The 20,768-nt window shown below is 51.3% G+C and carries 23 protein-coding genes and 1 pseudogene; 4 read left to right on the top strand and 20 right to left on the bottom strand.

The window, feature by feature from the left end:
- Positions 1 to 427 precede the first annotated feature (427 nt).
- Positions 428 to 1,123 carry a hypothetical protein gene (locus CR205_RS20475; RefSeq protein ID WP_236634688.1) on the top strand — a complete coding sequence of 232 codons (696 nt, stop codon included), beginning with the start codon at positions 428 to 430 and terminating at the stop codon, positions 1,121 to 1,123.
- A 297-nt stretch (positions 1,124 to 1,420) separates the two neighbouring features.
- Here CR205_RS20475 and CR205_RS02560 read toward each other — a convergent pair whose 3' ends face one another.
- From CR205_RS02560 to CR205_RS20835, 3 genes and pseudogenes are all read right to left on the bottom strand, one after another.
- A complete protein-coding gene (locus tag CR205_RS02560) occupies positions 1,421 to 2,092 on the bottom strand; it encodes a reverse transcriptase-like protein (RefSeq protein WP_110516633.1) in 672 nt (223 codons plus the stop codon).
- A gap of 12 nt (positions 2,093 to 2,104) precedes the next feature.
- Positions 2,105 to 2,608: a MerR family transcriptional regulator gene (locus tag CR205_RS02555; protein WP_110519644.1), complete on the bottom strand. Its 504-nt coding sequence runs from the start codon at positions 2,606 to 2,608 to the stop codon at positions 2,105 to 2,107.
- Positions 2,609 to 2,617: 9 nt separating this feature from the next.
- Positions 2,618 to 2,791: pseudogene (locus tag CR205_RS20835) on the bottom strand (MerR family DNA-binding transcriptional regulator); the annotation flags it as partial.
- A 135-nt stretch (positions 2,792 to 2,926) separates the two neighbouring features.
- On the opposite strand from CR205_RS20835, the gene CR205_RS02550 reads away from it, so the two are divergent.
- Entirely contained in the window at positions 2,927 to 3,418 is a 492-nt protein-coding gene (locus tag CR205_RS02550) for a DUF6022 family protein (protein WP_110516631.1), read from the top strand.
- A 37-nt stretch (positions 3,419 to 3,455) separates the two neighbouring features.
- Here the strand turns inward: CR205_RS02550 and CR205_RS02545 are convergent, their stop codons facing one another.
- From CR205_RS02545 to CR205_RS02520, 6 genes are all read right to left on the bottom strand, one after another.
- Complete coding sequence (locus tag CR205_RS02545) at positions 3,456 to 3,776, bottom strand: DUF4190 domain-containing protein (protein ID WP_110516629.1); 321 nt, start codon at positions 3,774 to 3,776, stop codon at positions 3,456 to 3,458.
- Positions 3,777 to 4,012: 236 nt separating this feature from the next.
- Positions 4,013 to 4,561 (bottom strand): hypothetical protein, encoded by a 549-nt coding sequence (locus CR205_RS02540; RefSeq protein WP_142669845.1) that lies wholly within the window; start codon positions 4,559 to 4,561, stop codon positions 4,013 to 4,015.
- A gap of 13 nt (positions 4,562 to 4,574) precedes the next feature.
- Positions 4,575 to 4,940 carry an ASCH domain-containing protein gene (locus tag CR205_RS02535; protein WP_110516625.1) on the bottom strand — a complete coding sequence of 122 codons (366 nt, stop codon included), beginning with the start codon at positions 4,938 to 4,940 and terminating at the stop codon, positions 4,575 to 4,577.
- A gap of 7 nt (positions 4,941 to 4,947) precedes the next feature.
- Positions 4,948 to 5,424: a GNAT family N-acetyltransferase gene (locus CR205_RS02530; protein WP_110516623.1), complete on the bottom strand. Its 477-nt coding sequence runs from the start codon at positions 5,422 to 5,424 to the stop codon at positions 4,948 to 4,950.
- 58 nt (positions 5,425 to 5,482) lie between these two features.
- Entirely contained in the window at positions 5,483 to 6,718 is a 1,236-nt protein-coding gene (locus CR205_RS02525; protein ID WP_110516621.1) for an MFS transporter, read from the bottom strand.
- Positions 6,715 to 7,764 (bottom strand): ArsR/SmtB family transcription factor, encoded by a 1,050-nt coding sequence (locus CR205_RS02520; RefSeq protein ID WP_110516619.1) that lies wholly within the window; start codon positions 7,762 to 7,764, stop codon positions 6,715 to 6,717. Before CR205_RS02520 ends, CR205_RS02525 begins: the two co-directional genes overlap by 4 nt.
- A gap of 126 nt (positions 7,765 to 7,890) precedes the next feature.
- Between CR205_RS02520 and CR205_RS02515 the strand changes: the two genes are divergently transcribed.
- Complete coding sequence (locus CR205_RS02515) at positions 7,891 to 8,277, top strand: DUF2512 family protein (RefSeq protein ID WP_110516617.1); 387 nt, start codon at positions 7,891 to 7,893, stop codon at positions 8,275 to 8,277.
- Between the two features lie 44 nt (positions 8,278 to 8,321).
- Here the strand turns inward: CR205_RS02515 and CR205_RS02510 are convergent, their stop codons facing one another.
- From CR205_RS02510 to CR205_RS02465, 10 genes are read right to left on the bottom strand one after another with little or no spacing between them, the layout of a single operon-like run.
- Positions 8,322 to 8,786: a hydrogenase maturation protease gene (locus tag CR205_RS02510; RefSeq protein ID WP_110516615.1), complete on the bottom strand. Its 465-nt coding sequence runs from the start codon at positions 8,784 to 8,786 to the stop codon at positions 8,322 to 8,324.
- Positions 8,783 to 10,192, bottom strand: a complete 1,410-nt coding sequence (locus CR205_RS02505; RefSeq protein ID WP_110516613.1) for a nickel-dependent hydrogenase large subunit — start codon at positions 10,190 to 10,192, stop codon at positions 8,783 to 8,785. The genes CR205_RS02510 and CR205_RS02505 overlap by 4 nt, the downstream gene beginning before the upstream one ends.
- Complete coding sequence (locus CR205_RS02500; RefSeq protein WP_236634687.1) at positions 10,185 to 11,096, bottom strand: hydrogenase small subunit; 912 nt, start codon at positions 11,094 to 11,096, stop codon at positions 10,185 to 10,187. The genes CR205_RS02505 and CR205_RS02500 overlap by 8 nt, the downstream gene beginning before the upstream one ends.
- Complete coding sequence (locus CR205_RS02495) at positions 11,093 to 11,596, bottom strand: cytochrome b5 domain-containing protein (protein WP_110516611.1); 504 nt, start codon at positions 11,594 to 11,596, stop codon at positions 11,093 to 11,095. Before CR205_RS02495 ends, CR205_RS02500 begins: the two co-directional genes overlap by 4 nt.
- A gap of 57 nt (positions 11,597 to 11,653) precedes the next feature.
- The gene (hypE, locus tag CR205_RS02490) at positions 11,654 to 12,649 is read right to left on the bottom strand and encodes a hydrogenase expression/formation protein HypE (RefSeq protein ID WP_110516609.1); all 996 of its coding nucleotides are present in this window, start codon (positions 12,647 to 12,649) and stop codon (positions 11,654 to 11,656) included.
- A 3-nt stretch (positions 12,650 to 12,652) separates the two neighbouring features.
- Positions 12,653 to 13,759 (bottom strand): hydrogenase formation protein HypD, encoded by a 1,107-nt coding sequence (gene hypD, locus CR205_RS02485; RefSeq protein WP_110516607.1) that lies wholly within the window; start codon positions 13,757 to 13,759, stop codon positions 12,653 to 12,655.
- The gene (locus CR205_RS02480) at positions 13,734 to 13,967 is read right to left on the bottom strand and encodes a HypC/HybG/HupF family hydrogenase formation chaperone (protein ID WP_110516605.1); all 234 of its coding nucleotides are present in this window, start codon (positions 13,965 to 13,967) and stop codon (positions 13,734 to 13,736) included. Before CR205_RS02480 ends, hypD begins: the two co-directional genes overlap by 26 nt.
- 3 nt (positions 13,968 to 13,970) lie before the next feature.
- Positions 13,971 to 15,125 carry a Kae1-like domain-containing protein gene (locus tag CR205_RS02475; RefSeq protein WP_110516603.1) on the bottom strand — a complete coding sequence of 385 codons (1,155 nt, stop codon included), beginning with the start codon at positions 15,123 to 15,125 and terminating at the stop codon, positions 13,971 to 13,973.
- Entirely contained in the window at positions 15,110 to 15,769 is a 660-nt protein-coding gene (hypB, locus tag CR205_RS02470) for a hydrogenase nickel incorporation protein HypB (RefSeq protein ID WP_110516601.1), read from the bottom strand. Before hypB ends, CR205_RS02475 begins: the two co-directional genes overlap by 16 nt.
- Positions 15,759 to 16,127 carry a hydrogenase maturation nickel metallochaperone HypA/HybF gene (locus tag CR205_RS02465; RefSeq protein WP_110516599.1) on the bottom strand — a complete coding sequence of 123 codons (369 nt, stop codon included), beginning with the start codon at positions 16,125 to 16,127 and terminating at the stop codon, positions 15,759 to 15,761. Before CR205_RS02465 ends, hypB begins: the two co-directional genes overlap by 11 nt.
- 518 nt (positions 16,128 to 16,645) lie before the next feature.
- Here CR205_RS02465 and CR205_RS02460 point away from each other — a divergent pair.
- Entirely contained in the window at positions 16,646 to 18,508 is a 1,863-nt protein-coding gene (locus CR205_RS02460; RefSeq protein ID WP_161524645.1) for a M4 family metallopeptidase, read from the top strand.
- 298 nt (positions 18,509 to 18,806) lie between these two features.
- On the opposite strand, the gene CR205_RS02455 is transcribed toward CR205_RS02460, so the two are convergent.
- Entirely contained in the window at positions 18,807 to 20,636 is a 1,830-nt protein-coding gene (locus CR205_RS02455) for a Xaa-Pro dipeptidyl-peptidase (RefSeq protein WP_110519640.1), read from the bottom strand.
- Positions 20,637 to 20,768: the final 132 nt, after the last annotated feature.

The raw sequence follows: 20,768 nt of genomic DNA, 5'->3' as shown, positions 1-20,768 counted from the left end.
TCAGTACCTGAAAGGGGACACAGAACCTTGAGCATTTATGACGAAATGGAGATGAACAGAGTCTGCAGAAAAACTGTAAAAACTGTAAATCGGGATGAACTCTTCCGGAAGCCTCTTATTCACAGGCAGATTAAAGGGGATGCAGTGTATGCCCCTCTGGATCTGAATCGCATCTGGAACCTTACGAGGTAAAACTTAAGAGCATGGTACAACTCCTTCCCAATACAATTAATATCAGTGCAGACAAGGAAGGAGCGTTATCATTTTTTTTCATATGAAGGAACTGCAGTATCATGCCAAGCCGAGCAGGCCAGAAATAACCATTTTATTGGTATTTTTTAGCGCCAATAAAACGGTATCTCTTACCCATAATAAACAATGTGCTTAACAGGACGCTTAAGCATTCAATTTGCAGGGAGGCAGTTAAATGGTCGAATTTATTCTGATCACACTGCTGGTTCTTGCCGGAATTGCCGTCTGGTGGACAATCAGTGTCCGTAACACTGAACCTGCGCCGCAGCCAGCTGAAATTCCAGCAGACCATCACCACCACAATTTTAAGGAGGAATATGCAATGGAACGTGAATTCGAATCACAAAGAGCAAAAGAAGTGGCCCGCAATGCTGCCAAAGAACGTCAGGAAAAACGAGCAAACAAAGCGGAGATCGAAAAAGTCGTTGACGCTGAAATCGGAAGCGAGCTTGCCCCTCTGAAAAAACAGCTTGAATCCATTCAGGCTACACTGAGCCAGGCCCAACAGCAGCAAGGGCAGCAGCAACAGCCTCAGCAGGGACAGCAGGGTCAGAACGGCAGCCAGATGCAGGAAATGTCTTCAGAACTTTCCCATCAGCTTCAGCAGTTCTCCAACCAGGCTCACCAGCAGCAGCAGCAGACTTTCCAGCAGCTTCAGCAGTCTCTGCAGCAGGCGACTCAGACGCTTCAGGATGTTGGCCAGTCTCTTCAGTCCTTCAACGTTCTCGAACAGATCAATCAGCAGATGCAGCAGTCTCAGAACCAGCTTCAGCAACAGGCTCAGCAGACCCAGCAGGCTCAGCAGCAGGCGCAGGAAGCTCAGCAGGCTCAACAGCAGGCAATGCAGAATCAGCAGAATAAAATGCAATAATCATGTACGTTTGGCCGGAAATCTGGATCAAGCCCGGGAAACCGGGCTTATCCTCTGATAAGCCCAATCTTATTATCTGATAGTACATTTGTCCGTTTACATAATAAATAAGGTTTGTTACATGTTCTTTAACTAAGAAAAGACTAATGTAAAATATCATCACGGGCACCGTCATGAGTGCCGGGATGATGAGCAAGGAAGTTTTTTGAAAAAAATAACCTCAAGGTAATTCCTCCCTGACCTAAACATATTGATTGAACCTAAAAAGACAGCCGAAACGGCTGTCTTTTTAGGTTTTCATTTTCCCTGTGAAGTGTCCAGCTCGATCTGACTCCTCATCTTAACGCCTTTCATTGCCTGGCCAGCAAGATGGTCCGCCTCCTGGTTCGCCTTCCGGGTCACCAGCTCATATACCGCCTCCACACCGAGTTCCTTCCATTTTGCCTCAATCCGGTCCGCCCACTGATTCAGCTTCTCATCCATCACCGGCCATTCCCCTGTGAGCTGATTAATCACTACCTGGGAATCTCCGCGAACAGTAATTGGCAGCCGCCCTGCTCCGATTGCCTCAAGCTCTTCTGCTGCCAGCATGAGCGCCGCATACTCTGCTTCATTGTTTGATGCCAGAACACCGCCGTGCTCGTTTCGGCGTACCCGCCAGCGCCGCCCGTTCTGCTCATAGTAAACAGCTGCACCGAGTCCCGCTTCACCCGATTTTTTATCGTATCCTCCGTCGAAATACACCACTACGTGATGGGGTTCATCTTCCACCTCGGACTCAAATCGACGCAGCTCCTTCAGTGACCACGAACGGTCCCGCCCGTCAAAGAACACCACGCTCTTCACCCGCCCGGTTCGCTCCAGATCCTCCGCTAGCGCAATCGCCTCTTCCACCCGCATATCATTGGAACTGAATTCAGCCTCCATTCCTTTCGCCGTCTTATATACGATCTCAAGTCTCACATTCATCGTCATTCCTCCTTATTTGCCCAGCATCACGAAAAGATCTTCCAAAGATGAATAGGCCCGGACCTGATTCCTGTTCCGCATATGTAACAGCTTCATGACTTCATCAGCCAGTACCAGGCAGCCTTTTTCTCCTTTTAATTCAGGCTTTTTAAATTTCAGTTTCAAGTCCGCGCTTTCACTCGTATAGTACGGGTGGTTAAGGGCCTTAAGCAGGCTTATTCTTGCCAGCTGCAGCCGATCAAACATCCTATACCCGCTTTCCGGGTTCCGCACAGGATACAAATATCCCGATCGCTCCCAGTACCGAATAGCGGAGGGGGTTACCTCCATTCTCTCAGCAGCTTCCCCGGTTTTGAACCGTTTTCCCTCCTCTTCCCCTGGTCCCGCAAGTTCCAGTGCTTCAGCCACTGCTCTTTTTTCTTTTCCTCTTTGAATCTGCACCCGATTGAGAAGCCATAAAGCTTCCTCCACCTCGTCCTTTTGTACGAACCGGATTACTTCAACGGCCGTATCCATGCCAAACCCGTCTGACAGGGCAGTGATGCAGGAGAACCATGCTTTATGCTTTTCGGTATAGACTCTGTAACCGCTCTTTGTCCGCCCGGCAGGTGGGACCAGTCCGCGGGCCTCATAGTTCCTGAGTGTGCTGGTACTAACACCAAGACTCCGTGCAAGATCAACTGGTTTAAAAAAATCCAGAACGCTCCCCCCTTAACTGTATTATAAGGTTAATGATATTTTTTCCCATTTAATCAAGCTGAACAAGTCATTACTTTCTCATTTGCTTCAGGGTTGTACCATTAAATTGTGCAAGTAAATAAGGAGGGATTTATCGTGAAAGCGCCAGCTTTTTCAACTGATATGACAATTACACAGTTAGGAACCGCACTTTCATCTTATGTTAGGGAAAAATGGAGTCAAATACTCGAAAATGACCTCGAAGAGTTTCAGGCCCTCTTTCCTGAATACGAGGATGCCACCTACGGTATTTTTACAGACCGGCTCCTGGAAGACATCCTGAAGGACGTTGCACAGGCCGGATTCACGTCTGCAGCAGAACCCGGGAAAGATGATTACGTGATTGCCGGCTTCCTTCTTTTCAGCAACTCTCTTGAAAAAGAGACCTGGGGTCCGCCAGGCTACGACAAGCGTGTTTTCTGGGTCGTAGTCCAGAACAGCCGCAAAGAAAAAATCGGCACGCTTCTCTTCGATCTGCCTCACTCCCATGACGAATTCTCCGTTCCTGAAGCACCAAGCTTTTTCCCTCTCTCCACTGTGGAAGGCAGGGAAATCCGGTCTGAGATCAGAAAACGCAATAACAAATAGAGAAAGAGGCTGCTCGTGACTGAGCAGCCTTTTTTTATCATGTAAAGAACGATGCGATCATAACTAGACTTACAACCGTATAGGCAATGATACCGCCAATGGAGCAGAGCTTTCCGGCAAAAGCCACGTACTTTCCACTCCCGCGACCCGCCTCAATTTCACGAAGTGCCCGGTTCGCCGTGAAAATCCCCGCCACGCCTGCAAGGAGCCCCATATAAGGCAATACCAGGGATAAAATTCCGAGCACAAGCGACCAGACAGCTTTTCTGTTCTTCCTCTCTTTCTGAACCAAAGCATCACTTCCATTTCCAACTGCAAAAAAAAGCAGCGTCCCACTGCGGGGCCGATGCTTCTGCACTTTTTCTATACTTCTATTATACCGTAATTCCTCTCTCATAAACAGACTGTTTCTCTCCGCTCTCAGGCGGTAAATTGAACATTCACACTGCAAAAAGAAGATGAGTGCATGAGCGGCTGCATATTCCATTTTATGGGCAGATTACGGAAAATCTGCACATGATTCCGGAAAATGAGCAGTAATTCCGGAATTTGAGAGGTCAATTCCAGAAAATAAACGTTTTTACCGAAAAATCGTCAGTATGTTTCTCGTTGAATCAGCTGACCGTCCCTGTCATACGCAGCCAGACCCCATTCGCCTCCATTTTCAAAGAGGTTCTCCTCCTTTTCCAAGTAGCCGAACCTCGCCTTACCATCACCTTCACGGTGATCCGGCAAAAGCTCGAGTTCGCCGAGATTCTCACCCTCCTGCTCAATAACAACACGGTCTATGGTCGGATCAACAATAGTTACAATGACCAGTTGTCCGGAGTCCGGTGGGGATATGCTGCTCATGTAAAAGGGATACTCTTTCTCATCGTGGTACTCGTAAAAATCCTCAAGATCAAATGTAAGATTAAAGTTTCCAATATACTCCCAGCTGCGAAAATGACGTTCATACACCACCGCTTTATGAGCCATTTCAACCCCATCTTTATAAAACGCGATTGCATTTCCTTCATCTGTGTACTCGATAAAATCGATTTCCGGAATATTCCGCTCATGAAGTTCATTCCAGAGCTGCTCCTCCGCACTTTCCCACTGCAGCACCATCGTCAGTCCGACTGTTAAGATTAATAGTACCACAAGCCATTTTGTACTAATTTCCTCTCACCACACGTTCCTCATCAACGAGACGCACATAAAGGGCAACCGTGCCCCACTCCCGCTCACGTTCCGGCGGATAAATCTCATACATGCTTTCGACCATTTCGTCGATCGTCCAGCCGGCTGCATCAAATGCTTCCGCAGGGATCGCCTCGAACATCGCCCGGAACGTCGGATAAACCACTGCATTCTCTACCACAACGGTCAGTTGTTCACCGCCGGGCACACGGGTAAACACCACCTCATCCCCGGCCTTAATCCGCCTCCTTTTCTCATCGTTCAGTCTCACTTCCACCGATTTTCGTCCCGCAGCCATAGAGTGGAACGTTTCCTCATACAGCCCCATCTGATGTTTCATCTATTTTTCACTCCTGTCCTTTCATCAAAGCATACATCGCCATATCCCGGCTCTTCCCCTTGATGATATACTCCTGCTTCAGTACCCCTTCCAGCTCAAACCCGAGCTTCTCCAGAACCTTTCTGGACTGAACATTTTCCGTCATCGCCGGCGCTTTGATTTTCACCAGGTCCAGATGGTCAAATCCGTAGGCAATCACCCGGCGGGCCGCCTCAGGAACGAGTCCCTGGCCCCAGTACTTTTTTGACAGGACAAATCCGAGTTCAGCCCGCCTGTGCTCGGGAAACCAATTCACTACATAATTCAAAAATCCCTCCGAATCACTCAGAGATCGGTGAGTATCCCAGGGGAGAAACCGCGTCAACTCAGGGATCGAAGCGTATGTGAAAACGTCTTCTGCATCTCTAGGTCTAAACGGTCGAAGATGCAGACGGTCCGTCTCCAGCTCCGGCAGATTCGAAAAGAAAACCTGTTTCCGATTCAAAACAATCCCCTCCTTATTCTACACCTTAACACTCCCTTCCAGATTTGCCCAGACACTTTTACGAGATCTTCTTCACTTGAGCACCGTGTTCACGGTTCCTCCCGTAATACACCGCCACCACTGCCAGCCCCCCGGCTGTCAGTACGCACGACAGTACGCCGACCGAGATAAACAGGGACGGCAGATCAAACCGTGAAGCCCAGAACGTCCCGTACACTATTCCGAGAGGTGTGGCCGCAGTGGCGATCAGAAACCGCACAGTAAATACCTGCCCACGGATGCCATCAGGCACGAGCCGTTGATACAGGAGATTGCTGTAAATATTCCAGATCGGCATCACAAGTCCCGCAGCCGCCTCAATGAGCAGAGCCGCCCACAGAACCGATACAAGCCCGAGCCCGATGTGTGTCAGGCCACCGGCAAACAGCGCCCCGATCATAAGCGCATACATCATCACCCGGCCCGGCTCCTTCCACCTACCGACCACATACGATCCCGCCACATAACCAAGGGGAAACATGGCTGCAAAAATACCATAGGCAAACGACGATCCTCCGAGCACTTCAATGACGTAAGGTATGTACATCACCTGCGTCGCAAAAACTGCAAAATTGATCACGGCAATAAAAAACCCGAGAAACAAAAGCACCGGATGCTTCCTATAAATCACTACCCCGCGCTTAAACTGTTTCCACCACGAGCCCGTTTCATCTTTTTCCCGCGCCCGGTCCTCCTCCGTGATACCGCTTGCCATCAACGCGGAAAGCACGAACATCCCCGTTACTAGGGCAAGGGATACGATACTGCCTGACACAGCAACTGCTACACCGGCAATAGGCAGGGCAATAAGCCGCATGAGCTGCCCGAGACCCGCCACTTTGGCGTTTGCTTTCACCAGTGCAGTCTCTGTCACCAGCTTCGGCAGCAGCGCATGGGCCGCCGGATCAAAAAATACAACAGAAATGAGAAAAGCTCCACCGTACAAGGCGGCGGGCGTCAACTCACCAACCGCCGAAAGCACCAGAAGCCCCGAAAAGGCCGCTACTCTGACCATTTCAGACAGCACCATCACGCTCGTCCGCCTGAAGCGGTCAATATAGGGTCCTACCGCAAACTGCACAAGCATCCTGGTTCCAATACTCACGAGCCACAGTCCGCCCATGGCAAGCTCCGAACCGGTAATTTCATACACAAACCATGAGATAATAAACGTGCCGAATGTATGGGCAAAGGCCGAAACGCTCATGCTTCCGTAAAGAAGCCTGAACGAACGTCCCCAGAGCGCCTCCTTCATCGTTCCCTCCCCAGATAAATGTCAAGTTCACTCGATTCTGTACCGGGAAAATCACTCGAAAGTGTGAATCCTTTTCCTTCTGCCCGGACGATTTTAGCCGACCGGAGGAGCCTCAGATGGTGGTGAACCGTTGTTTTTCCCATTCCGAGAATCTCCGTCAGCTCCTTTAAGGTTCGGTTCTGCTCCGACAGAAGCTTGACCATCCGAAGCCGTGTTTCATCCCCGAGAGCCTTGTACTTCTGCACGAGCAGGAACGGAGGTTTGTACACATCCTCAGTTTCAGAAAGGGACTCATCAGCTACAGGATAGAAGAACACCTTTGTATCCGGACGCTCCGCCTGAATCACCCATGGTCGATAGGAAATCTGCGGCACGAGCAGCACCTTTGTCACAGCAGGCTCCGGCCGATACCCTTCCCCGCCGAGAACCCACGACACAAACGCCTCCGGATCAAGCTTTTCCAGCATCGCCCGCTTCGAATCCATGTCCCTCATGATGATCTCGATGATGGCTTGACGATCTTTTGCCATCACTTCCTCACACCATCTGTCAACAAGCTTCATTACATGCTCGCGAAGCATCTCCCCGTCGACCTCGGACAGAAACTTTACAAGCCCCGGGAAAAAAAGATGACCTTCCACGGCGTTCAGTAAATCCTGAACGGCGTCCCGGTCGCCCCGGACAGCCGGACCGACCTTCATTTCCAATGACGCACCGAGATAAGGAAACGCCCGCTCCTTCAACTCGTCCACTTCAAGACTTCTTACATATGCCTGAAAGTCCTCTTTCTCTGAGCATCCGGATTCGTCAATCAGATCGAGAAGCACTTTCCATGTATTATGCTTCCGGGCGTAATCCAATTCTTTTTTTAAATCCTCACTCAGCCCTGCTTGCACCTTATCCCAGTGGGGCCTATCCCTCTCAAGGGAATGATGGATCTCCGGATATGTAATAGCGGCAATGCCCATCGCGGCCTCATACAGAATCGAGCCGGCCACGGTCACCTCGTAAGTCGAACGTGCAAACGTTGTATCCATGATTTTCATGCGATCATCTCCTTTAATCAATATTCTAAATCAATAGTATAATATATTCAATAAATTTAGAACAAAGAATAAAACCTGTTCGAAACTGCCACCCTATACAAAAACACCGAACCGGAGGGAGTCACCATGCCCAGCCTTACACATCATCTGACTGCACTTGCCATAAAATTCGTCATAACAGGATTCGTCCTGATTCTTATTTTCCCCGTTTTCTACAGTGAGAGCATGTGGGGAACCATCGTTCTGACCGCCATCATCACTGTTGGAAGCTATGTCCTCGGAGATCTCGCTCTTCTCCGTATTTCATCGAATCTGGCCACTTGTATTTTTGATTTTGCCTTCGTTACAGGCGTTTTAATGGTTATTGGTCCGGTCTTTTATGGATTCACCTCGATCTGGGTCGCCATGCTTGCGGCCACCCTCGTCATCACAGGCGAGTTTGTAATACACAAATACGTTCAGAGATTCGTCTTCGGACTTGTGGACTCGGAAGAGCCATCACCGGTGGAGTAACAGCAGCCAAAAAAGCACCTCCCGGATGCCTTCGGGAGGTGTTTTCATTTTCCTTTTCTGCAGATGTGCTTCAGAATTTCCTCGGTCTTGTCTGCAATCAGCTCCTGCATGGCTTCCAACTTTATGCTGAGACCGCAGTGAACGTCCACCTCGGCAGGTTCAATACCAATTACCTTCGTCTTCTCTGCCAGATGATCCTGAAACAGATAGGAAAAAAGGTGAAGGTTATGGGGAGAAACAGGAAGCATCTTGTCACGATTAATCTCTTCCAGCTCCCTGCACGTCACCTCACCAGGTTCTCCCCCGCAAATCATGGCATCCACGATCACAATGGTGCCGACACGAGCCTGATCCACCTCACTGAGACAGTAATCTATGTCCGTTTCCCCAATTACGAACCTGACCTCCGGCAGATTTCCCCTTTTCACCAGTGCTTCCACCGTACTGAGGCCGATAGCATCATCCTTCATCAGTCTGCTTCCGATTCCAATGACGACAATCTCCTTCATCCAAACACCTTGATCGTTTTCACTGGTTTTCCGCTGACACTTACATGCGTCGCACAGCTCATACACGGGTCAAACGAGCGGAGAATCCGGCCGATCTCCACCGGTTCATCCGCGTTCTGTACGGGTGTGCCCATAAGTGCTTCTTCTGCAGTACCTCTGAATCCCCTGTCGTCAGCCGGGCTGAAATCCCACGTGGAAGGAGTGATGATCTGATAAAATGAGAGCTTTCTGTCTTTGATTTTAAGCCAGTGGCCGAGGCCGCCGCGAGTCGTATCGGTCAGCCCTCTCCCCTGGGCGGTTTCCGGGATCGTGTACTTTGCCTGCACATCCGTGTCAGGAACCAGCTGGCCGAGCAGCGTTTTCATTATGCCCGCAATTTTCACTGCTTCAATCGCTCTTGCAATTGTCCGGTCCATGGCAGAGACACCGTTCGTATACTCCCCGCTCAGAATCAGGCGTGCCAGGGGGCCCACCTCCATCGGCTGACCGTCATACCTTGGTGCTTTCACAAATGAATAGGTTGATGCTTTTCCTCTGTCCGGTTCTGTCATTTCCTCATCCGGCACATATGTCTGCTTCGTCCCCTTATACCACGCCCGATCGATGTTTTCCGTAATCTTTGTTTCGTCAAAAGGCTCTTTTCCCGCATGGGTCCAGACGAGAGGGTCCACATAAAGAGTGCCGAGATCCCTGTAACGGTCAAAAACCCCGTACGACATCAGGTTGCCGTACCCTCCTCCAAGCCGGTAATACTCAGGATAGTAACGGGCAACCTCGTACACATCCGGAACCATCTTCTCTTCCAGAAAAGCTGTCACCTCAGCCAGAATCGATGAAAGTCCGGCCACAACCTCAGCCGTTGCCTTCGTGGTGACACCGCCGACAAACACGCCGTGGTTGTGCGGCGCCTTTCCGCCCAGGATCGCCAGCATTTCGTGACAGCGCCGGCTTATCGTCAGGGATTCAAAGTAATGTCGGGAAATCCGGGCAGTGGCAGCGTCAGGCAGACGAAAATCCGTATGGTCAGCCTGAAAAAGCGGGTTCTGCTCGATTTTTACGAAATCCGGCAGCGTGTACTGGTAAAAATGCCGGATATGGTTTTGAAGAAATTCACAGCAGTGAATGATGTCCCTGAGATACCGACCCTGCTCCAGGGGTTCAATATCCAGCGCGTCCTCAAGCGCAAGGGACGACGCCATCGAGTGGGCAGCAGAGCAGATGCCGCAGATCCGCTGGGTAAAATAAATCGCGTCAAAGGGGCTTCGTCCCATCAGCATCTGCTCAAATCCACGGAACATATTTCCCTTTGTCTGAGCATCCACAACCTGCCCGTTTTCCACCTTTACGTCTACTTCCATAAACCCGCTGATCCGGGTCAGCGGGTTCACAACAATTCGTTTAGTCATCCTCAATCACCCTCGTCGTGTCATAACTGATGAACGGCTCCATCGCATCGGGAAAACCGAACTGGGCGCATCCGATGCACGGGGTATTGGCTCCGATCGGCCAGTTCACCCCGCTGTTCCACTCCTTCGTCGGGCAGTCCGTCCGGGTAACCGGTCCCCTGCAGCCGAGCTTGAACAGGCAGGTTGGATCCCCGAGCTTTTCGGCAAAAATGCCCTTGTCAAAAAACGGGCGCCTTGGGCACCGGTCATGAATCAGGGTGCTGTAAAACATCAGCGGACGGCCGAGACGATCCGTGTCCGGCTCACCGTACAGCAGGATATGGGCAAGGGTACCGAGAAACCAGCGAGGATTCACCGGACAGCCCGGCAGTTTTATCAGTTTCCTCTCCGGCAGCACGTTCTGCAGGCCGACGGACTCGGAAGGATTCGGCCTGGCTGCGGACACACCACCATGGGTGGCACATGCCCCGACAGCGAGAATGGTGTCCGCTTTTTCCCCGAGCATCCTGGCCGCCTTGAGACCGGTAAGCGGTTTCCGCTCATGCATACCGATCACGTTATACATACCTTCATCCCGGAGCGACACAGCCCCTTCCACAGCCAGAATGAATGGCTCGTTCAATGCTTCAAACAATTTTTCGGTAGCCTGAGCTCCTTCCGCTGCCATGAGACTGTTGCTGTAGCGCAGATTTACCATGCTGTTGACCATGTAGGCAAAATCGGGATTCCGTCCGTTTAACAGGCTGATAATGTTTCCCGAACAGCCGTTAAGCTCAAGATAGACGAGGTTCTGCTTTTGAAACGTCCCCATGTCCATGGATCGCCGCGCTGCCCGGACAAGTCTCTCCGCCACGGCGTCGTTCGTCATTGGTTCCGGCGGCAGCACGCCTTTCTTCCCGCTCACTGTACCAGCCTCCCCACGACCGGAAGCTGTGCGAGAATGGCTTCCTGACCCGCATGACACGAAGCGAAGGCAGCTGTGTGATCTTTTCCGGCAGCAAGACCGAAATGGGTGGCCGCTGCCCACGTCCGGTTATTTGTCACATCATATACGATCCCGTTCACCGCCACATAGGCAGCTCGGCCGTTTTTCCCGTCATATCCGGCCAGCTCCGCCTCTGTAAATGTCCGGCTGTTTGCCCCCGGAGATGCGTTCTGAATGCCATTCACGTTATTCCAGACCTGGCCAGGCAACGGCCCCAACGGCTGAACCTGAGAAGCTGCAGCATTCACCGCAAGAAGTTCACTTGTCACATGCATGTCTGTGACGGTATCCCATAATCGCTGCAGGTAAATACGCCGTTCAGGCGTATCGTCTGAAATCGCCTGGAGGGAGGCGAGATCATACCTTGCCTGGGTGACCAGCTGATTCATCCGCATCCGAAGCAGTTCGGTAGTTGACATGTCCCAGCTCCTTTGCGCCTCATTCCTATCATTGTATGAGCGCACTCGGCTGTCCTATTAACAGATCCGCGGCAGAATAAGACCCGAGAGGCGGTGGAGCCTTCTGGTCGATCCCGCTGCTGTCCTCATCAATAGCCTCCCAGCCGAAACTGCTTCCGTAACCCTGCCGATGATTCGTGCGTCCTTTCCTTTTTCCTCCCGGTGAAGGCGTTCAAGGATCTGTTCAGCATCCTTTTCATCTGCTACAAACAGAGCCTTACCTTCATTGGCAAGGTAAAGGGGATCAAACCCGAGAATGTCACATGCGCCCTCCACTTCACGTTTCAGCGGCACCGCACCTTCTTCCAGTTCCACGGTGACGCGATGATGTTCACAGATCTCCACAAGGGCAGTCGCAAGTCCGCCCCTTGTAGGGTCGCGCATGATCCTCACGCCGCTCAGCCCATAGGTTATGTTACTGAGCATCGGATGCAGGGAGGCACAGTCGCTCTTCACATCACTGAGCAGTCCCAGTTCGTTTCTCGCACTGAGTATGGCAATGCCGTGGTCTCCTACAGTTCCGCTGACAATGACCTTATCTCCCTCCCTGATTTTCCCACCGTTTCCGCCATACACCTGTCCAATTCCAGCGGTGTTGATGAACACACCGTCTGCCTCGCCTTTCGCCACCACCTTTGTGTCACCCGCCACAATCGCAACGCCTGCCTTTTCCGCTTCAGAAGCCATTGCGGAGACAATCGCTTTCAGGTCGCTCAATGGGAACCCTTCCTCGAGAATAAAACCTGCTGTCATGGCTAGAGGTACGGCCCCGGAAACTGCAAGATCATTGATTGTCCCCGTCACCGCAAGCGTTCCGATGTTCCCCCCTGGAAAAAAGAGCGGCTTTACGACGAAACTGTCAGTGGTTATGGCAAGAGTGCTGCCTGCACTCTCAAGCACAGCAGCATCATACGCTGCATGAGCTTCGTTTCCGAAAGCTTTTACAAACACCTCTGTTATGAGCCGTTCTGTGAGCTCCCCGCCTTCCCCGTGAGCAAGACTGATTCTTTTCATCCACTACTCCTCCCTCATGTACTGATAGTGGGCTGCGCACGTGCCTTCCGTCGACACCATGCAGGGGCCGACCGGGTTGACAGGCGTGCACCCTTTGCCGAACAACGCACAATCCTCCGGTGCAATCCGGCCTTTGATAATCTCGCCGCACCGGCATGCGGTTTTCCGCTGAGGCGGCACGGTCACATTAAACCGCCTCTTCGCATCAAATGCAGCGTACGCCTCTTTCAGTACGAGCCCGCTTGCAGGGATCGCCCCCATTCCCCGCCACTCTTCATCGGAAAAGGTGAAATAGGTAGTCATCAGGCTCTGCGCGATCTGATTGCCGCTCTGTCCTACGACGCTTCTGTAATCATTCACAACAGCATGTTTTCCCTCACGCAGCATCCGGACAAGCTTATAGGTGCCGCTCAGCAGCTGGACCGGCTCAAACCCGGTAATCACACCGGGAAGACCGTATTCCGCGGTTAAAAATCGGTAGCTCTTTTCTCCTGATACGACTGACACGTGCCCTGGCAGAAGAAAACCGTCCACTTCCGCCTCGCCGGAGTCCAGAAGGGTTCTCAATACAGGTTCCACAAGTTTGGTTGTCATCCAGACAGAATAGTTTTTCAGATTCAGCCGCTCCGCCTTCCTGACCGCCATGGCCAGTAACGGAATGGTCGTTTCAAAACCGATGCCGAGAAACACCACTTCTTTTTCAGGGTTTCTTTCGGCAATTGTAACGCTGTCCACAGGCGAATAAACGACCCTCACATCTTTTCCTTCCGTCCGGGCATCCACCAGAGACCGACGCGAACCGGGTACTCGCATCATGTCCCCGAACGTACAGAGAATTGTATCCTGTTTTCCTGCAAGGCCGATCATGGCATCAATGGCTTTCTGGTCCGTCACACATACCGGACAGCCTGGCCCGGCAATCAGGTTCACGTCATCTTTCAGGGCCGTTTTAATCCCTGATCTGGCAAAGGCCATCGTATGGGAGCCGCACACTTCCATGATGACCGGCACTCTTTGATGCTGATTTCTGAAATCCCGTGCCGCGTTTTTCACTTTTTCCACCGAGGACCTGATCACCGCAGGATCAGTATAAAAATTCATCACGTCCATCCAGCACTCTCCTCCATTCAGCGATGCTCTCCTCTGCGTAGGTACGGTCGATCACAGCCATCGCCTGGCCCGCGTGAAGCAGAACAAAATCGCCAACTTTCACTTCGGGGACAAAGACGATTCCTGCTGTCATCCCTGCGCCCATCACGTTTACCCGCGCCTCTTCCCCGCTGATCTCCATTACTTCTGCCGGTACACCTATACACATGGTTTAACCGCCCCTTTCCTGTTTCCGGCCGGCGGCAATGAGAAGCTGCCCGGCAGCTAGTCCCCCGTCATGGCATGGAATCCGGTTATGCGTGTAAACCGTCAAGTCTTTTGACTGCAGCCCGGCCGCAATGCCTTTTGTCAGGATTGGATTCTGAAACGAACCGCCTGACAGCACGACTTTTCTGTTCAGCTTGGGGTGAACGGAAGCCAGTTTTTCCGTTACGCTCACACAGGATTCAATCACCGTCCGGTGAAAACGAAGCGCTATTTCATCCGGACTTTTCCCCTCGCTTTTTTCCCGCATGATCTCCCACAAAGCCGGCATCATATCAATTTCCAAAACACCGTCTTTTACTGAACTGAGCCAGGAATAGCTCTCTGCCTCCGCTCCCCGTTCCAGGGCTTTCATGGCACAGTCAGTCAAAAGGACAGCCCCTTGTCCTTCGTAAGCCGCTGTATGACAAAGTCCAAGAACCGCACTTACCACGTCAAACAGCCGACCGCATGTCCCGGCAGGCGGTGTGTTGAGCCGGAGCCGGACCATCTGATCGATCAGGTCAATTGCCTCTTTTTTTCCGGGAAAGAAACGGTACGCCATCTCCCGACCCTCATCCGGAAAGCCCTCCATAAGCATCCCCGCTGCCGCCCTCCACGGTTCCATTACTGCCCGGTCGCCTCCCGGCAGAGGAGAGTAACGTAAATGAGCGAGCCGCCTGAATTCCGCGGCATTTCCGTACAGAAATTCAAAGCCCCACGTACAGCCGTCCGTTCCGTAGCCGGTCCCGTCAAGAATAATGCCGAAACACGGATCCTGAATCTGGTTGTCGAGCATGCACGAGACATGGTGGGCATGATGGTGCTGAACCCCGATGACGGGGGCCTCCTTTTTCACCTCAATAAACTTCGTTTCATACAGGGGATGCAGATCCGCCGCCACCATCTGTTCCTCAAACCCTTTCTCCTGTCTGCATTCAGCCAGCCTCGCTTCAAAAAGTGCTTTTGCCTCTTCTGAATCCAGCTCTCCTCCGGGTGCGCTCAGGTAAACAGCGCTCCCCATACCGAATGCAAACGCACTTTTCTGATTGCTGCCGAGAGCTAACAGCCCTTCGGTGATTTCTCCCGATTCAAATGTCTCCAGCTTTACCGGTTCAGGCACTGTTCCGCCTCCTTTTTCAGCCAGCGAATCCAGTCATCCATCCCAGCTCCTGTTTTTGCCGAGACATTCAGAAAACCGGCTTCAGGATTGATCTGCCTGAGATCCTCTTTTGCCTGGTTCACATCAAAATCAACGTAGGGAAGCAGATCCGCTTTATTGACCACTGTCAGATCGGTTCTTCTGAACATGACCGGGTACTTCGGAATTTTGTCATTGCCTTCGGGCGTACTTAGAAGCGCCACTTTACGGTGCTGCCCAAGATCATAACCGGACGGGCAGACGAGATTTCCGATGTTTTCGATAAACAGAATATTCGTATTTTCCAGATCAAATACCGGCAGCTCCCGTGCAATCAGTTCGGCGTTTAAGTGACACCCGCCGACCGTGTTAATCTGAACGGTTTTTACACCGAGCTTCCTTAGTCGCTGTGCATCCCGGTCTGTGGCCAGGTCGCCTTCAATCACTCCGATCCTGAACTCTTTCTGCAATGCAGTGATCGTCTGTTCCAGAAGTGTCGTTTTTCCCGCTCCGGGAGAGCTCATCAGATTTACCGTAAAGGTCCTGGTGCTCTCGAAACGCTCCCTGTTCCGTGCCCCCTCCCTGTTCTGCCGGCTCAAAACGTCTTTCTTAACATTAATTTTCATTGAAATCCCTTCCTTCAAAAGAGTTCACTCTGAATGTCTCACCACTGATAAGTGCAGCCACTGCCAGGCCGCATGAAGGACACAGAGCCAGCCGGTAGTCCGGTGTAAATGTATGACCACACTGCCGGCATTTCGCAAGAGCAGGTTCAATCCTTAAAACAAGAACAGTCGATTTCGTGATGACGCCGGACCTGATTTCCTCTCGAATACAGTCAAATGCTAATGCCAGAGCGTCCGGCAGCACATTGCACCATTCACCTGCAATAATCTCAATTTCTGTTACTTCCACAATGCCGCTCAGGGCGGCTTCTTCAGAGACAATCCGGATGATTTCCTGCATGAGACCCCATTCGTGCATCACACCCACCTCATAATAAAATATGCGTGTCCGGGACGGGGCAGACATACTGATTCCCACTGGATGCTCCAGCAGAATCCCCTACCTTTGCATCATACATAAACTCCCAAAAGTGACCCATTCGACATAAATACACCTTCTCCACGGCAGATCATCTGGACAAATCGCTGCAATAAAGCAACAAAGACCTAATCGTCCGACACAAACCGCGAATCGGTCGTAAAACGACAGCAGTTTTCGTCAAATAGTGCGAACACGTAAAAACACTTCCCCGCAGGAAGTCAGGACTTATTCGGATGCCGAATATTTCTGAATCCGTGACTTCTTAATCAGAAAACAATCATTCCTTTGCCCTGCTAAAGACCTGACCATTCATGTCGATTCACGTCATTGTTCTTTATGTCCGTTATTTTCGCAATACTATTTGACAGAATATTCTGTTGATAATGTGGCAAAACTTTCCTACGCTTAAACTAGTTCGAACGCCGAACAATCCAAAAGGGAAAGCAGGGATCGTGTTGAAGAAAACGGTATCGTTAATGTTATCCGGTCTGATTTTAGGCTCAGGATTTCTCGCTGGCGGTGGCGCTTCCCACGCAGATGAGAATAACGAATTTGGCACACTTGACAAGGACGGGGAACTCAGAGTCATGAACCAGAACAGCGAGGGACCGCCATCGTTTGTTGCAGGTATTCTTTCAGAGCGGTTTGAGGAATCAAACGGGCAGAACGCCAAACGCTTTCTAGAGCAGAATAAGGACGCGTTTGAAATGGATGCCCCTGCACAGAATCTGAAAGAGGTCAGGGCTACAGAGGACGAGCTCGGTATGACCCATGTCCGGCTTCAGCAGACAAAGAACGGGGTCCCTGTGGACAGAAACGAACTGAACGTTCATTTTAATGAAAACAACGAAGTTACCGTCGTAAACGGCAACTATGACAGCAAACTCGATAATCTTAAGCTCGACACCACACCGCAGCTTGCAAAAAATACAGCTGTGGAACTGGCAAAAGATGCGGTCGATGCTCCTGATTACGTCGAATTTGAAACGTCCGATCTCATTGTCTATCCTCACCAGGATGACTACCACCTGGCCTACCGTGTGAATCTCGAATTTCACAGTGGAGAAGCAGGCAACTGGTTCATTTATGTAGATGCTCATTCCGGGGATATCATTGACCGTTATGATGCCATGACAGGCATCGGTCATTTTGAAGAAATGCTGGACACAGCCCCTGTTACTGAGGAAGATCCGGTTGTCGTTCAATCACAGTTCACTACAACCCTATCTCCGCTTGCAGTAGACCCTGACACCCTTCGTCAGTCCCGCGGAAAAGGAATCGGCACGACTGGAGTGCAGAAGAATCTGAACCTTGGCCACGGACCAGGTGAAAATGGCGGACGGACGTTCTACTTAGCCGACCAGCGCTCAGAAGAGATGGACGGCATTTATACTTATAACATGCAGAACACAACGAACCAGATGTGGCTGTATGAAAACGACAACGCTTCCTGGAAGGATGTCATTTACGACGGCGACAGCAGCTCATGGGAAACAGTCGGGCAGGGACCTGGTGTGGATGCCCACAAAAATTCCCGGATTGTGTATGACTATTTCCTTGAAAACCACGGCCGTAACTCCCTTGATGACAACGGTATGGCGATTGAGTCGCGTGTGCATTACGCCACCGAATTTAACAATGCTTTCTGGAGTAACGGTATTGCGATGATGACTTACGGTGACGGGGACGGCCAGCAGTTTATCCCTCTTGCCGCCCTTGATGTAACCGCACACGAAATGATGCACGGAATCACGCATTATAACGGTGGGCTCCGCTATCGCTTTGAAACCGGTGCGATCAACGAAGCATTCTCCGACACTTTCGGCAGCATCATCGATGACCGCAGCTGGCATGTCGGTGAGGATATTATGGGTGAAGCATGGCTCGAAGACGGCCGCTTTGCGCTCCGGAGCAGTGAAGACCCTGGTCTGTTCCCTGTAAATGAAGCATTCTGGGCATACAGCATTGATGGAGAAGGACGTTATCCTTCCCATATGGACGAATTCTACTTCCTGCCGGGCAACATGGATAACGGCGGGGTACACATTAACTGTACAATCCTGCAGCACTCTGCCTATTTAGTTTCCGAAGAATATGAGATGGGCCGGGAAGTGGTTGCCGACGTTTGGTACCGCTCTTACGACTACCTCCACTTTGACGCTACATTTGCAGAATTCCGTGAGGCAATCCTTCAGTCCGCAATTGACCTCTACGGTCAGGACAGCGAAGAATATGATGCCTTCCTCGGCGCATTCGATGATATCGGCCTTTACGAAGGCTGGGACTACGATGAAAACTTCCGCGATCCGCTCTGGTAGGATCCGGCAGCACACATTCCCCCGTTCCGCATACTTGCGGACGGGGGTTTTCTTGTGATATTTCGAGGCTGCCTTTTTATTCGGGCGAAGTCCGGACATAACTTACTCACGACGATGCGTTATGTCCGGACTTTATCAAAGTTAGGACATAACTCTCCCCAAAATCCGCGTTATGTCCCGACTACCACGAACCTGCCCTCTTCACGGTGTGATTGAGGTCCGTGCGGCTATAGACGGGCTATAACTGAAGAAATCCCGTCCGCACCAATCATGCGGACGGGATTTCTATATTCCCTGTCTATTCAAAAGCCGATTTTCCTCCTACAATCGGAAGCGTCACTTTACTCCGCGTCGGCAGTACCGACAGTTCCGTGCCTGCCTCCGGACGAATCGTGTAATCGTAATCACTGGCAATCAGAACAATTCCGATCCGGCTGCCTTCCTCAAATACATAATCGTGCGGCTGCATATCCCACTCAAACGTGTAGTCACGCTCCGGCGTGATACTGATGGATCGGTGATCGCCGTGAATGTTCTGCGGATCCATCCACCCTCTGGTAATAATATCAGCATCCCCGTTTTCATCGTATTCGACCAGAAGTGCCGTCAGGTTGGCCACCGGCCGGTCGATATTAAGACGGATGCTCACTTCAGGTGTCCCGCTCATATGAACCGGTGATCCGAGTTCTTCCGTAAGATAAACCAGCCGGTTTTCCTGGTTTTCCTCCGGGTTCCTGACAAGCACATTGGCTCTCGTCTGCGGATCATCGGTCAGCTGCTGTCGATCGTGAGGCCGGTTTGGCACAGGACTGGTATGAATCGACCCTGTTCCTTCCGTTTCACCTCTCAGCCAAAGTGTAGTGTCCTGTACATCTGCATGAGGCCAGGCTTCCTGCTGCACCCAGTCCCTGTTTTCCCGCTGGATGTTGACCTGTTCCTCATCCATGATGCCGTTTTCTATGCCGTAAAGCCAGTAGTCAAACCAGCGGTGCCGCTCTTCATTCCAGAGGGAAGCCGGAGGAGCACTGTGGCCACCCTGGTGTAGCCAGAGTTTCCGATCGACATCGTGCCTTTCCAATTCATCCCACCACTGGGCAAACTGCTTCGTTTTTACATTCCAGTCATTCAGGCCGTGAGCCAGAAGTACACTGGCTTCAATATCCTTTACACCGTCCAGGTAGTTTCGCTCGTCCCAGAATTCATTGTAATCCCCTGTAATTCGGTCCTCATCCTCCATCATCTGTTCGAGAACAGGCTCGCAGATCTCACCGTTGGATCGGGTTGTTACCAGGCCGGCGAGAACACTGGCATCCTCACCCTGATAACCGCCTGGAGCCACTACTGCGCCATTGGCTCTGAAGTAGTCATACCAGTTGCTGATGGCCACGATTGGTACAATTGTTTTCAGTCCTTCCACCCCTGTTGTGGCTACAGCATTGGGAAGTGTTCCATTATACGAAGCCCCGATCATCCCTACATTCCCTGTAGTCCAGTCTGCTGCAATTTCGTTACCTTCTGCATCAAACGCTCTGGCACTTCCATTCAGCCAGTCAATCACTGCTTTTGTACTCAGCGTTTCATATTGATCCCCTGTCGTGGCGCATCCGGTTGATTTTCCGCTTCCGATCCCTTCTCCAAGTACAACAGCATACCCACGCGGCACAAAGAAGTTGCCAAGAGCGCCGAGATTCGCCGGCCCTGCGTTAGGTCCACGGCCCCCACGATTACCGGGATGGGGAACCGGATTTAAATCCACATCCACATCAAAAAACGGGACAGACCAGTCCAGCCCTGCCCGGTATGGGCTCATCTCATAAATGACCGGCACCTCTATGCCTTCCTCCGTATTCGGCCTCATAACCTGAATCGCTACCAGATCAAGTTCACCGGTTCCGTCACTGTCCACTTCCGTCTCCACCCAGAGCTCCTCGACGATCGCTTCAGCAGGATCATAAATCGGACTTGTTTTTCCATCCTCCAGTTCTATGTACGTTGAGGATAATTCCGCTTCAGGAATGGTTCCGTTAAGAGGAATGTCTTCACCTGCCTGAACTTCTCCATGAACCCCAAACGTTGAAGCAAACAAAAGTCCTGTCAACGCCAGTGCGGTTACACGCTTTCCCTTCATCATTTCCCGACCTCCTTTGATTTGAAGAAAAGAGAGGAAGTCCGACGAAGCCCGGACTTTTCTCTTATTCAGCCAAAAGAGTACCACTAAAATAGTGAGAAAATTGTCATTATTAAGCGTGTAAACGATATT

Origin of the sequence: Alteribacter lacisalsi, assembly GCF_003226345.1 — a bacterium.
Classification (GTDB): Bacteria; Bacillota; Bacilli; order Bacillales; family Salisediminibacteriaceae; genus Alteribacter; species Alteribacter lacisalsi.
Note: the sequence above shows the minus strand (reverse complement) of the source record. Positions and strands in the feature narration are given on the sequence as shown.

Bases quoted from the DNA above. Each gene is read 5' to 3' on its own strand.
- CR205_RS20475 (WP_236634688.1), top strand. From the start codon at position 428: ATGGTCGAATTTATTCTGATCACACTGCTGGTTCTTGCCGGAATTGCC.
- CR205_RS02560 (WP_110516633.1), bottom strand. From the start codon at position 2,092: ATGAATGTGAGACTTGAGATCGTATATAAGACGGCGAAAGGAATGGAG.
- CR205_RS02555 (WP_110519644.1), bottom strand. From the start codon at position 2,608: ATGGATACGGCCGTTGAAGTAATCCGGTTCGTACAAAAGGACGAGGTG.
- CR205_RS02535 (WP_110516625.1), bottom strand. From the start codon at position 4,940: ATGAAACATCAGATGGGGCTGTATGAGGAAACGTTCCACTCTATGGCT.
- CR205_RS02525 (WP_110516621.1), bottom strand. From the start codon at position 6,718: ATGAAGGAGGCGCTCTGGGGACGTTCGTTCAGGCTTCTTTACGGAAGC.
- CR205_RS02520 (WP_110516619.1), bottom strand. From the start codon at position 7,764: ATGAAAATCATGGATACAACGTTTGCACGTTCGACTTACGAGGTGACC.
- CR205_RS02515 (WP_110516617.1), top strand. From the start codon at position 7,891: ATGCCCAGCCTTACACATCATCTGACTGCACTTGCCATAAAATTCGTC.
- CR205_RS02510 (WP_110516615.1), bottom strand. From the start codon at position 8,786: ATGAAGGAGATTGTCGTCATTGGAATCGGAAGCAGACTGATGAAGGAT.
- CR205_RS02505 (WP_110516613.1), bottom strand. From the start codon at position 10,192: ATGACTAAACGAATTGTTGTGAACCCGCTGACCCGGATCAGCGGGTTT.
- CR205_RS02495 (WP_110516611.1), bottom strand. From the start codon at position 11,596: ATGTCAACTACCGAACTGCTTCGGATGCGGATGAATCAGCTGGTCACC.
- hypE (WP_110516609.1), bottom strand. From the start codon at position 12,649: ATGAAAAGAATCAGTCTTGCTCACGGGGAAGGCGGGGAGCTCACAGAA.
- hypD (WP_110516607.1), bottom strand. From the start codon at position 13,759: ATGGACGTGATGAATTTTTATACTGATCCTGCGGTGATCAGGTCCTCG.
- CR205_RS02480 (WP_110516605.1), bottom strand. From the start codon at position 13,967: ATGTGTATAGGTGTACCGGCAGAAGTAATGGAGATCAGCGGGGAAGAG.
- hypB (WP_110516601.1), bottom strand. From the start codon at position 15,769: ATGAAAATTAATGTTAAGAAAGACGTTTTGAGCCGGCAGAACAGGGAG.
- CR205_RS02465 (WP_110516599.1), bottom strand. From the start codon at position 16,127: ATGCACGAATGGGGTCTCATGCAGGAAATCATCCGGATTGTCTCTGAA.
- CR205_RS02455 (WP_110519640.1), bottom strand. From the start codon at position 20,636: ATGAAGGGAAAGCGTGTAACCGCACTGGCGTTGACAGGACTTTTGTTT.